The sequence below is a fragment of the Clostridium acidisoli DSM 12555 genome, from assembly GCF_900176305.1.
GTDB lineage: Bacteria > Bacillota > Clostridia > Clostridiales > Clostridiaceae > Clostridium_I > Clostridium_I acidisoli.
Genome location: NZ_FWXH01000042.1, coordinates 1 through 11293, shown reverse-complemented (window position 1 = coordinate 11293; position 11293 = coordinate 1). Strand labels below are relative to the sequence as shown.

Below are 11293 nucleotides of genomic sequence, written 5' to 3'. Positions count from 1 at the left end.
TTTCTCGCTCGACTTGCATGTGTTAAGCACGCCGCCAGCGTTCGTCCTGAGCCAGGATCAAACTCTCAATTAAAAGTTTGATTAAGCTCATTTCGCTTAATTTATTATCTAATGTTATTTCTAACATCAAAAGAATTTGCTGGTTTACTTAATTCTTATACTCTGTTTAATTTTCAAAGATCACTGCGCTGTCATCTGACAGCTTATATAGTATATCACGGTTTCAAACTCTTTGTCAACATGTTTTTTTATGTTGATTTGTAGCTTGTCACTTGCGACGTGTTTTATAATATCATAAATATATATACTCTTTTGTCCTTTAATCTCTATTTATTTAAATTATACCGCAAATGCTCCATATTTTTCATGAATTCGTTTATTTATGATTATTGATACACTAGGTAACGTATTCATATCGGTACCATATAAAAATAAAAAGTTATGGGATAATTATCCCACAACCTTCCATTTCCTTAAAAAAAACCTCTGCCATATCTTTCTTAAACTTAACACCATACATTTCCAATGATTTCTGGAGTGCTACTAAAGTGTAGCTTACAGTATGTACCCTTGCATTTTCTCCCATATGTCCTATTCTCAGAACCTTCCCATCCAAATAATCAAAAGAACCTGCAATCATCACATTAAAATTATCTACCATGTATTTTCTTACCTTTTTATCATCTAAATTTTTAGGTACGTTAAATACTGTTACTGTGTTAGAATATCCATCATATGTGTGAAGTTCTAATCCAGAACTAACAATGGCTTCTCTCGTTGCCTTTGCTATCTTCATATGTCTATCTAGTATATCTTTTTCTTCTAAAATGTTTTCCACTGCTCTTCTAATTCCCATAATATCACTGATTGGCGGTGTGTATGGGAACCACTTATCCTTATAATAATCTCTCCAGTTTAAAATATTACAATAAAACGATGCAATCTGGGTTTTTCTATTCTCCATCACATCAAATGCATCTTTGCTTATACTTAAAATTGTAAGCCCAGGAGGTGCAGACAGACATTTTTGAGAACCACCAATTACTATATCTATGTTCCAATCGTCTACCCTTAGTTCTTCTCCGCCCATAGCTGCTACACTATCTACTACTGTTAAAATTCCTTTTTCTTTTAATAGTGGACATATTTTGTCTATTTCGTTTAAAACGCCAGATGGTGTATCACAATGGACAACAGTAGCGTATTTAAAATTACTGTCCTTTTCTAAAAAAAATTTTAAATCTTCTAAATTAATTTTATGCTTTCTATCACCTCTAAAATATACAGGTTTACCACCGTATATTTTAACAAAGTCTCCAAAGCCTTCACCAAATACACCATTTTCAATTATTAGCACTCTATCATCTTTTTCAGTCAAGGACGCACATGCCGCTTCTAATCCAAGTATTCCTTCTCCACTTAAAATTCTTACTTGATTGTGTGTTTTTAATATGTTAGCCATTTTTAAACAAGTATCTTCATAAAAATCATAAAAGGATAAATCTATATCTGGATTAGTAGTTTCCTCAGCTCTAGCAAGTCTAACATTTGCCCTGACCATAGTCGGTCCTGGTGTCATTATAATTGGAACCTTCATTTAATCACCTCTATGCATTTATCTATGCTTATTATAATACTTTATGTTATTTTAGTTAAATGTATGGGTTCAATTACTTACTTTTTCTCCAATCAGAAAGACTTTCATACTTATCATTAACAACATCGTAATATAAAATCTCTTTTGTATCTTTATTTATAGCAAACCTATATACATTTACGTTATGATCTGGATGTGATTCCCCAACATAAATTCCATAATAATTTTTAAGATACACATTATTTGAATTAGGGTCTGGCTCACGTTCAACATATACTATTGCTTTTACTCCACTATTATTGCCTTCAAGTGCTTGAATAAAGCTTTTTACTTCGCTAACATTATCCTTTAAATACTCAGTAATTTGATCATCTGTATTTTTTACATCATTGGTGTCTGTAACTGTGAAATAATTGCTACTTCCATTGTTAGTTACCCCAGTAACTGTTCTATTATTTCTATCGCAAACTACTTTAATATCAATATTTTTATTTTCATCTATTATTTCATAATCCCAATATCCATTAGCTGTAGCAATTTGATTTACAAGATTTTTATAATAAATCTTATTTTCATCGTCCAAGTTTTTTGTTAAACTTACATAAAATATAGGATATGTTTTATCATTTTTAAAACCGACTTTTTGGATATCAATATTTGCATTTTTAAACACATATTTTACTGGATGATTCCATGAATTTATGTCTGTTATAACATCAGATTTATCATTAACGCTAGTAGGACTATCAACTTCATTGGTTGTATTGCCATTTATTGTATTGGTCATATTTAATTTTGCATCGTTTGAAACAGTACTTTCTACTTTATTATTTTCCACTTGTGACTTTTTTCCACACGAAGTTATACCAAATAGTGTTACAATTAAAATTATAGACAATGCAATTTTTTTCATAATATCGCTCCTCATATTTACAACGTAAGAGTTCATATTAACTCATTATAGTTATTATACAATATTTCCCCATAAAATCAATTATCACTTCTATCATTATTTATAATGTATATTTTTCACCTAATTGTCAATACTTGCAATATGAGGTGATTCAAATTATGGGTAAACAAAAACTCCTATGGATATTATCGTTAGTTCTTATCTTTTTATTATGCAGCGGACTAATTTATTCTGATCAAAAAAATAAAGAAATGCCTAATTCCAGAAGTACAGTTAATAAACCTGTTAGCTCTAAAACAAATTTACACCCAAACAAGAAAATCAACACCGATAGTTATGTATACATACACTATAAAGTGAAAGCTAAAGATGACTTATATAGTCTAGCTCATAAGTTTATGCCAGCATATGAAGCCTCCGATGTAGTAAAAGTCATCGAGAAGAAGAACAATTTAAATGGAGCCACTATTTATATTAATTCAACGTTACTAATACCAGCTGAAAAAGACATTACATATGAGAATTGATATTTATTAACAGTTCTCTATTGTAACCATAAAGGAATTACTACTTTAAATTCTGTTCTTGAGGCGTTGCTTGTAACTTCTATTTTTCCATCATGTAGTTCAATAATATTTTTTGTTATGGCGAGTCCAAGTCCAGATCCCCCTGTTTCTTGAGATCTTGCTTTATCAACTCTATAGAACCTTTCAAAAATATATGGTAATTCCATAGGTGGTATTTGCTCTCCATAATTTATAAACTCTAGAACTGCATAAAAGCCTATTTTAGTTACTATTATATCCATAAATCTGCTGAATTTTGAATACTTTATGCAATTAAAAATCAAATTTTCAAATGCCCTCACAAGTTTATTGCTATCTCCCATAACATATATTTTCTCATCTATTACATTTAGCCTACACTCAATATTTGCTTTTTTAAAATTCAATCTATGTTCTATTGCAAGTTGCTTAATCAGTTCTATAATATTTATTTTATTCTTTGAAATCTTGATTCCATAGTTGTCTAATGTTGTAAGTTCAAAAAGATCATCTATCAAAACCTTTAATGCTTTGCTTTTTGTTAAAGCTATATTAATATAACTTCGAAGAATAAATTCATTTTGGTATTCATCATTGTCTACCAATTGCAAATATCCAATAATAGACGTAAGTGGTGTCCGCAAATCATGAGATACACTCGTTATAAGATCTATTTTAGTCTGTTCTGCTCTTCTTTCATCAGCTATAGCTAAAGTAAATTTATCCATGATTATATTAATATTGCTTGAAAGAGTTGCCAGACTGCCATACTCGTTTTTATAATCATTAGAAATACGTGTTTTAAAGTCACCCTTCGCTATGTCTTGAATAGTTTCATTTATTTGTAAAAAGCAAACTACCTTTTTTCTAAATAATAAATGAAACCACAGAACAAATACAATGCAATATGTAACGCTTTTGAATTGCTTCATCTGCCCTAAAATAAAGCTCGCATTATAGGTATCTAAATCAACCCTAAACTCTACAATTAATATATTTTGTGTGATATGTACAAGTAATGAAAGCAACATCATTGTAATAAATGTAAGTATAATTGCAGCTACAAATAAAATTAAAATTTTAAGTTCTAATTTATAAACATCAATTTTTTTCAATTTTATATCCTACTCCCCATACTGTATGTATTATTTTCTCCCCTTCAAGGTAGCATTCAACTTTATCTCTTATATTACTTATGTGAACCATTACTGTATTATTAGATTGAAAATATTTTTCGCTCCACACCCTCTCAAATATCTCCTCCGCACTAAAAACTCTGCCTGCATTACTTGCAAGAAGAAATAATATTTCAAACTCTCTAGCCGTTAGTGTAACTACATTATTTTTTACTAAAACAGAATGAGTAGATTTTTTTATAGAAAGCTCTCCTAACTGTAACAAGTCTTCATCTTTACTGCTTTCTATTTTTCTATCAAAAAAATAAGCCCTCCTAAGCAAGGTTTTTACTCGTACAATAAATTCCAGTTCATCAAAAGGTTTAGTTATATAATCATCTGCACCTGTTAAAAGTCCTGCTATTTTATCATTATTTTGTACCTTTGCGCTAAGCATTATAATAGGAACATTGCACTTTTGGCGAATTTTTCTGCAAACCTCAATTCCCCCAATTCCAGGCATCATAACATCTAGAATTATAAGCTGAGGATTTTCAACTTGAACCATCTTAAAAGCACTATAACCGTCACATGTTTTAATAACTTTATATCCCTCATTAGATAAATATATAGAAACTAAGTTTACAATTTCTCTATCATCATCAACAATTAGAATTTTTTCATTCATCTTATCACCTCTTGAACCTTTATGTGCTTAATGATAAATATTAATTTAATTATAAACCAAGCTCTATGCATTTACCATAAATTACAATCCATTTTTATCAGTTTGCTTATAGCTCCAATTAATTATTTTTTCCATGTCGCTGTCTACGCTATCATCGTTTGCAGATCCCAAAACTATCCCTATCATTCTCTTATTATTCCTTTCATAATACGCAACAAGACACTTCCCGGCTTCTGACGTATATCCAGTTTTTCCAGCTACACATCCATTAACATCAAGAAGTTTGTTTGTATTTGTTATATTGATATTTCTATCACCTACCTTCAAATCATAAGTCTTTTTACTAATTACATTCATTATCCATTTGTATCTATATATATTTTTAGCAATTATACTAAGATCATATGCTGTTGTATAATGATTTGAATTAGGCAATCCATTTGCGTTTACAAAATGACTTTCCTTGAGTCCAAGCTCTGAAGCCTTTTCATTCATCTTATCTGAAAATTTGTTTATATTTTGAGATACATTTTCTCCAATTGCTTCTGCTATATCATTAGCAGAATAAATAAGCATTGCATTCATTGCCTGATCTGCTGTTAGAATTTGTCCAACTTTTAAACCTATTTTATTTTCTGGTTCAGCCTTTGCATCTTTTGTATATACTATTTTGCCATTTTCAGGTTCACTGTCGGCAAAAACTTGCGCTGTTAAAAGTTTTGTTGTACTTGCAGGATACATACGATTATGTATATTTTTTGCATATATTATTTTATTATTATCTACCTCCAAAGTTAATGCCGCTTGTGCAACAACTTGTGGCATACCATTTTCAATATACTTTCCTCTTAAATTAACATCTGAGGTATGCTCTTTTGAATTAAATACCTCAATGACACCATTTTTACTTTCATATACTCCAATTATCACCAATAAAATTAAAAATCCTATAATGAATTTAGCCCGGCTTTTCATTAATTATTTCTCCTTTCATGCAATTAAGTTTTTTCATATGGATATTTCAATAGTTATGAATACTATACAAAAAATTATAAATCCATTATTTAAAGAGATTTTTAAATAAATCTTAAGAATTCTAAAGTTTTATGATATGTGTATATATAAATATTTTGAGATTTGTATATTGACTACTTGCACACATTGTATTATATTAAGTATATACTCAATGAGTTTTAACTTAACAAAGGAGCTCTGAAATGACAGAAACAAAAAGACAAAAACAAAAAATGATGACCAAAATACATTTGCTAGAAACAGCCACAAAACTATTTGGAGAAAAAGGCATACTTGCTACTAAAACTATAGATATAGCTAAAGCTGCTATGGTTTCTCACGGTACTGTTTTTTCTCATTTCCCTACTCAAGAGGACTTACTAAATGCAACAATAGAAAATTTTGGCGAGAAACTTGGTACTAGACTACATGAATTACTTGATGATAATAGTAGCTTAGCTGAGATTTTAAATGCTCATATTACTGGTCTGATTGAATTTGAACCATTTTGTACTAGACTTATAATTGAAAGACGGTTGCTTCCATCCACTGCTAAAGACACTTATGTAATGATTCAATCTATAATTTCATTTCATATTTGCTCAGCAGCACAAAAGGAAATTGATGAGGGCACTATTAAGAATCAACCTGTCAATTTAATTTTTAATACGTGGTTAAGCCTAATTCATTATTATATGTCTAATAGTGATTTGTTTTCTCCAGATGGATCTGTTCTAGAGCAATATGGCGAGCAACTATTACAACATTACCTTAGCCTTATAAGATTATAAAAATATTGAAAGGAATGATTTCTAAAATGAAAAAATGTATTGCCTGTGGTATGCCAATGGAAAAAAAAGATGATTTTGCTATGGGAGATGAATCTAAAGATTATTGCCGTTTCTGTGCTAAACCAGACGGTTCAATGCAATCCTACGAAGAAAAGTTAGTTTCACTTACTTCTTTTATAATTAAAAACCAGGGATTAGAACAAATTTCTGCTAGAGCTGCAGCAGAATCAATGATGTCTAAGCTTCCTGCTTGGAAAGCATAATACGAATCTAAATACTTTAGTTCTCAGAAAATTAGGTCATATAGTTGTTTTTAGTCTAAACAACTATATGACCTAATTTAAAGTTAAATCATTTCTATTAAAATCTCTTTACCGTTTGTTTTCATTCGCCTTACTAATCAAACGAGCTTTTATCCTTCTTTGAAATATAGAATTTAAAATTGAAATAATACAGAAAAAGCCTACCAAGTTTATGCCAGAACCTACTTTAAGTTTATCTATAAAAATAGTATTAAAAAATCCTACAATGAAAAGAATGGATGTGTATGCATTTAATTTTCCAACGCTATTTATATAATGCTTTAGAGCCTTGTCATCTAAAAGCTTCTCCATTGGTACTATTTTTTTATTAACAATAAATTTTGGCTTCTTAAACATATAAGCTATGGAAGTAAAAAAATACAACAAAAATATTATTACACATATACTTATGGCTATAAAATCAAATATCATAATATGCACCTCTTAACCTTAATTTTTATCCGAAGACTATTATTCGTTTCTCTACTCTCTTTTTACCAACATTATATCTCTGCAGTCTATATCACCTAGCGCCCCCCTATTCACTTGTCTTCAATGAGAAATAAATAAACTCATTATCTCTTTTTATTTCTATCATTCCTAACTTTATCAGTAAATTGTATGATGCATCATTATTAATTAAACAATCCGCTGTTATTTCTTTCACATTTTTCTGTGAAAATGCCCATTTAACTAAAGCTTGTACTGCTTCAAATGTATAGCCTTGTCTTCTTTTACTGTATATCGTTCCATATCCTAAATCGATTTGACCACTACTATTAGGTTTATCCTTAAATCCACCATCACCTATAATGCAGCCATTTGCTTTATCTATAAACACCCATGCTAAAAACCCATCTGGAGCAGCAGTGTTGGATAACTTCTCTTTAAGTATAGGCATAATTTCTTTTATATCAACATTAGGCCATTCAGTATTGGGTTTTATTGCAAATTCATCGTATGCTCTGATGTCATCCTCCAACATCCTTGATACAAACTTATAAGTCATTGGCATAAGCAGTAACCGTTCCGTTTCTATTTTTAGCTGTCCTTGTGTTCTCATTTTGCATCAACTCCCATTTTTACACGATGTTATAATTATAACATTACTTCCAATTAGCTGTATATATCTAAATATACCGTAATTCTTATTATATATTTTTAATCTTATATTAGCAAAAAAAGACAGGTTTTATATTCATCGTTGAACTATAATATAGAAAAAGATTTAATAAGGTAGGTGTCTTGCAATGAATTATGATGCTTGTATTAAGAAGTCTATTGAATATATTGAGCGTAATCTTAATAACGAAATAGGACTAAAAGATATTGCAGATAAAGTATTTCTATCAAAATACCACTTTCATAGGGTGTTTCATGCTGTAGTAGGGGAAAGTGTAGCAGAATATATTAGAAAACGAAGACTTTTAAAATCTGCAGACGAACTATTAAACACTAATGATAAAATTGTTGACATAGCATTTAAATATCAATTTAATTCACAAGAAACCTTTACAAGAGCTTTTAAAAAACTTTATGGAGTGTCTCCAAGAGAATTTAGAAAAAGCAAAGGTATTCTTACAACAATTAACTCAAAATACAAAATTACTAACAAGCTTTCTATGGTAGCGTAATAATTTAAAGGAGTTGATATTATGAGTTTTGTACCGATGGTAATTGAGCAAACAAATTTAGGTGAACGTTCTTATGACATTTACTCGAGACTTCTAAAGGATAGAATAATAATGTTAAATAGTGAGGTTACTGATGAATCAGCAAGCACTGTCATAGCACAGCTACTTTTTCTAGAATCACAATTTCCAGATAAAGATATTAACTTTTATATAAATAGTCCTGGTGGTTCTATAACTGCAGGCATGGCAATTTATGATACTATGCAGTATATTAAACCCGACGTTTCTACCATATGCGTTGGACTTGCCGCGAGCATGGGCTCCTTCTTACTTTCTTCTGGTGCCAAAGGAAAAAGATTCGCTCTTCCAAATAGTGAAATATTAATACATCAACCATCTGTATATGGAGGATTCAAAGGCCAAGCTACAGATATAAAAATTCATACTGACTGGCTTTTAAAAACAAAAGATAAGTTAACTAAAATATATAGTAATAATACAGGGCAATCAATTGAAAAACTAGAATCAGATATGGAAAGAGATTTTTTTATGTCTGCTGAAGAGTCGAAGAATTATGGTTTGATAGATGAAATTCTTATAAGGTAATACTAAAAGCAGCATTAACATATATAAACGTTAATGCTGCTTTTAGCATGTATAAAACTGTTTTATAATTCTCCATTGTAGCATTAACGCACTCTTTTTATATAAGCTATTGATTAAACAATAATTACAAATATATTATTTAATGATAAAATATTATATAATTGCAATATATTTAAAATGAAGAAAGGATATTAACCCTTATGCGAATTATAAAAAAAGTTTTTTATTTTTTGTTTTTATTTGTTTTTGTACTTATACCCTTTTGTATACCACAAAAGGCAGCTTTTGCAGCTTCAGGTACTTATTCTATATCACAAATAAACATAAATGCTAGTGTAAATGAAAGTGGTGATATGTCAGTCACAGAAGATTACACTTACCTATTTACTGGCAGTTTTAATGGAATAAAAAGAGATATCGAAACAAATGGTTCTGCTGGACTTTACGATGTTTCAGTACAAGTAGCCAAGGGCTCTGAAATTGAAACCCCAAAATTTGAAATTAATAATATTAATAACGGTAAAGAAATTAAAATATACAGTGCCAGTAAAAATGAAACCAAAGATTTCATCATAAACTACAAAATAAAAAATGTAGTAACTAAATACTCAGATTTAGCAGAATTAAAATGGATATTCTACAAAAATGAAAGTAATGTTACTACTAATAAGGCTACGGTCTATTTATCTCTACCTAAGAATATTGACTCAAGCGTAAAATATTCTGGAGAAGGTCCAAAGAGAGGGACTATCTCTTTAGATGGTAACAATAGAATTAAACTTCAATTAAATGACTTAGGTGATAATGATATTATTGGTGCGTCTGTTACATTTCCTCCTACTTGGATTAATAGCTCAAGGTCCATAAATATGTCAAAAGCATCATATGATACTATGATAAAAAGGCAAAAAATTATAAAGGCTTTAGCTATAGTTGTTCTTTTAGCTTTAATAGTAGGCTTAATCCTAATAGTTATATATACTTCTGGCAGAAAGAGAAGAAATGCAATTAAAGCTTACAGAGAAAACTATGTATTTTATAATGGAGAATATTATTCCGAATTGCCAAGTAATCTCCCCCCAGAGTTTGTAGCTATGCTTATGGATAAAGTTCTAGGCATAAATGAACTTATGGCAAGTATATTAAACCTTGCTAACAAAGGTGTCATAAACTTTAATCAAGATCCTATATCAAATCATAATTATAAAATGCTTTGCTTTACTATAAACACTCATATCCAAGATTATAATCTTTATGAGAGTGAACATTATTTAGTAACTTGGCTTAAAACTTACTGTAAAAACAATTTAGTTTATCTTAGTGATATCAAGGACAACGCCGATAAATCTAAATTTTCAGACAAATTTACTGAGTGGAAAAATATAACTCAAAAAGAGACTAATACTCCAGAGTTTCATATATCTATACTTGGCAAAAGCATACTTACCAACAAATATGAAGATGAAAGAATAAAATGGTTAGCTTTTAAGTCATATCTTAGAGATTCAAATCACACTGAATTTGCATCCCTAAAATTAAACACAGTTATGCCCTATGCTATAGTACTTAATGAATCTGCCACTATGCTTAAAAACTTAAAACAATATAATATCTATGATGATATTAGTCTTAATAACAATATATTTATCAATTATTGGTTCTTAAATTATTTTACTTGTATGTATTATGAAGAAATAAATAAACACTATAACGATTATGTCAATAACAGCGATAATAACAATACCAACTCTTTTAACAACTTTTCTGATGGTAGCGGTGGCGGTTTTGGCGGTGGTGGTGGAAGTAGCGCCTTCTAATATTGAAAAAGTTTCGCACATAAAAAAACATCTAAGCATATTGCTTAGATGTTTTTTGGTGGCTTACCGGGGAATCGAACCCCGGACAACATGATTAAAAGTCATGTGCTCTACCAACTGAGCTAGTAAACCAGATATAAAATTTAAATAAAGACCCAGCGACGACCTACTCTTCCACAGGGCTGCCCCTGCAGTACCATCGGCGCTTTAGAGCTTAACCTTCGTGTTCGGAATGGGAACGGGTGTTGCCTCTAAGCCATTATCACTGGAT

Annotated in this window: 13 protein-coding genes, 1 tRNA gene and 2 rRNA genes; 6 read left to right on the top strand and 10 right to left on the bottom strand. The window is 30.1% G+C overall.

Annotated elements, in window-relative coordinates:
• The 3 genes from B8978_RS18865 to B8978_RS18855 all read right to left on the bottom strand — a co-directional run.
• Positions 1-73: ribosomal RNA gene (locus B8978_RS18865) — 16S ribosomal RNA — on the bottom strand; the annotation flags it as partial.
• 366 nt (positions 74-439) lie between these two features.
• Complete coding sequence (locus B8978_RS18860) at positions 440-1597, bottom strand: pyridoxal-phosphate-dependent aminotransferase family protein (RefSeq protein ID WP_084117832.1); 1158 nt, start codon at positions 1595-1597, stop codon at positions 440-442.
• Between the two features lie 73 nt (positions 1598-1670).
• Positions 1671-2510: a hypothetical protein gene (locus tag B8978_RS18855; RefSeq protein ID WP_084117831.1), complete on the bottom strand. Its 840-nt coding sequence runs from the start codon at positions 2508-2510 to the stop codon at positions 1671-1673.
• A 158-nt stretch (positions 2511-2668) separates the two neighbouring features.
• Here B8978_RS18855 and B8978_RS18850 point away from each other — a divergent pair, with 158 nt between their 5' ends.
• Positions 2669-3037 (top strand): LysM peptidoglycan-binding domain-containing protein, encoded by a 369-nt coding sequence (locus B8978_RS18850; protein ID WP_084117830.1) that lies wholly within the window; start codon positions 2669-2671, stop codon positions 3035-3037.
• A 17-nt stretch (positions 3038-3054) separates the two neighbouring features.
• Here B8978_RS18850 and B8978_RS18845 read toward each other — a convergent pair whose 3' ends face one another.
• The 3 genes from B8978_RS18845 to B8978_RS18835 all read right to left on the bottom strand — a co-directional run bounded on the left by B8978_RS18845 (position 3055) and on the right by B8978_RS18835 (position 5833).
• A complete protein-coding gene (locus B8978_RS18845; protein WP_084117829.1) occupies positions 3055-4170 on the bottom strand; it encodes a sensor histidine kinase in 1116 nt (371 codons plus the stop codon).
• Entirely contained in the window at positions 4157-4858 is a 702-nt protein-coding gene (locus tag B8978_RS18840) for a response regulator transcription factor (protein WP_084117828.1), read from the bottom strand. The genes B8978_RS18845 and B8978_RS18840 overlap by 14 nt, the downstream gene beginning before the upstream one ends.
• 81 nt (positions 4859-4939) lie before the next feature.
• Complete coding sequence (locus B8978_RS18835) at positions 4940-5833, bottom strand: D-alanyl-D-alanine carboxypeptidase family protein (RefSeq protein WP_084117827.1); 894 nt, start codon at positions 5831-5833, stop codon at positions 4940-4942.
• Between the two features lie 242 nt (positions 5834-6075).
• Here B8978_RS18835 and B8978_RS18830 point away from each other — a divergent pair, with 242 nt between their 5' ends.
• Together B8978_RS18830 and B8978_RS18825 are read left to right on the top strand one after the other, a co-directional pair.
• On the top strand, positions 6076-6663 hold the full coding sequence (locus B8978_RS18830; RefSeq protein ID WP_084117826.1) for a TetR/AcrR family transcriptional regulator: 588 nt from the start codon (positions 6076-6078) through the stop codon (positions 6661-6663).
• 26 nt (positions 6664-6689) lie between these two features.
• Entirely contained in the window at positions 6690-6926 is a 237-nt protein-coding gene (locus B8978_RS18825; RefSeq protein ID WP_084117825.1) for a zinc ribbon domain-containing protein, read from the top strand.
• 108 nt (positions 6927-7034) lie between these two features.
• Here the strand turns inward: B8978_RS18825 and B8978_RS18820 are convergent, their stop codons facing one another.
• Positions 7035-7397, bottom strand: coding sequence for a hypothetical protein (locus B8978_RS18820; protein WP_084117824.1), 363 nt, complete (start codon positions 7395-7397; stop codon positions 7035-7037).
• Between the two features lie 106 nt (positions 7398-7503).
• Complete coding sequence (locus B8978_RS18815) at positions 7504-8028, bottom strand: GNAT family N-acetyltransferase (protein ID WP_084117823.1); 525 nt, start codon at positions 8026-8028, stop codon at positions 7504-7506.
• A gap of 187 nt (positions 8029-8215) precedes the next feature.
• Here B8978_RS18815 and B8978_RS18810 point away from each other — a divergent pair, with 187 nt between their 5' ends.
• The 3 genes from B8978_RS18810 to B8978_RS18800 all read left to right on the top strand — a co-directional run bounded on the left by B8978_RS18810 (position 8216) and on the right by B8978_RS18800 (position 11022).
• On the top strand, positions 8216-8599 hold the full coding sequence (locus tag B8978_RS18810; protein ID WP_084117822.1) for a helix-turn-helix transcriptional regulator: 384 nt from the start codon (positions 8216-8218) through the stop codon (positions 8597-8599).
• 21 nt (positions 8600-8620) lie between these two features.
• Positions 8621-9205 carry an ATP-dependent Clp endopeptidase proteolytic subunit ClpP gene (gene clpP / locus B8978_RS18805; RefSeq protein WP_084117821.1) on the top strand — a complete coding sequence of 195 codons (585 nt, stop codon included), beginning with the start codon at positions 8621-8623 and terminating at the stop codon, positions 9203-9205.
• Positions 9206-9435: 230 nt separating this feature from the next.
• Complete coding sequence (locus tag B8978_RS18800) at positions 9436-11022, top strand: DUF2207 domain-containing protein (RefSeq protein WP_207651902.1); 1587 nt, start codon at positions 9436-9438, stop codon at positions 11020-11022.
• 56 nt (positions 11023-11078) lie between these two features.
• Here B8978_RS18800 and B8978_RS18795 read toward each other — a convergent pair.
• Both B8978_RS18795 and rrf read right to left on the bottom strand, forming a co-directional pair.
• Positions 11079-11154: transfer RNA gene (locus B8978_RS18795), tRNA-Lys, on the bottom strand.
• Between the two features lie 21 nt (positions 11155-11175).
• Positions 11176-11292 (bottom strand): 5S ribosomal RNA (gene rrf, locus B8978_RS18790).
• Position 11293 lies beyond the last annotated feature (1 nt).

Excerpts from the sequence above, each read along its gene's own strand:
- B8978_RS18830 (WP_084117826.1), top strand. The coding sequence starts at position 6,076 with ATGACAGAAACAAAAAGACAAAAACAAAAAATGATGACCAAAATACAT.
- clpP (WP_084117821.1), top strand. The coding sequence starts at position 8,621 with ATGAGTTTTGTACCGATGGTAATTGAGCAAACAAATTTAGGTGAACGT.
- B8978_RS18835 (WP_084117827.1), bottom strand. The coding sequence starts at position 5,833 with ATGAAAAGCCGGGCTAAATTCATTATAGGATTTTTAATTTTATTGGTG.
- B8978_RS18850 (WP_084117830.1), top strand. The coding sequence starts at position 2,669 with ATGGGTAAACAAAAACTCCTATGGATATTATCGTTAGTTCTTATCTTT.
- B8978_RS18860 (WP_084117832.1), bottom strand. The coding sequence starts at position 1,597 with ATGAAGGTTCCAATTATAATGACACCAGGACCGACTATGGTCAGGGCA.
- B8978_RS18855 (WP_084117831.1), bottom strand. The coding sequence starts at position 2,510 with ATGAAAAAAATTGCATTGTCTATAATTTTAATTGTAACACTATTTGGT.
- B8978_RS18820 (WP_084117824.1), bottom strand. The coding sequence starts at position 7,397 with ATGATATTTGATTTTATAGCCATAAGTATATGTGTAATAATATTTTTG.
- B8978_RS18825 (WP_084117825.1), top strand. The coding sequence starts at position 6,690 with ATGAAAAAATGTATTGCCTGTGGTATGCCAATGGAAAAAAAAGATGAT.
- B8978_RS18840 (WP_084117828.1), bottom strand. The coding sequence starts at position 4,858 with ATGAATGAAAAAATTCTAATTGTTGATGATGATAGAGAAATTGTAAAC.
- B8978_RS18810 (WP_084117822.1), top strand. The coding sequence starts at position 8,216 with ATGAATTATGATGCTTGTATTAAGAAGTCTATTGAATATATTGAGCGT.
- B8978_RS18815 (WP_084117823.1), bottom strand. The coding sequence starts at position 8,028 with ATGAGAACACAAGGACAGCTAAAAATAGAAACGGAACGGTTACTGCTT.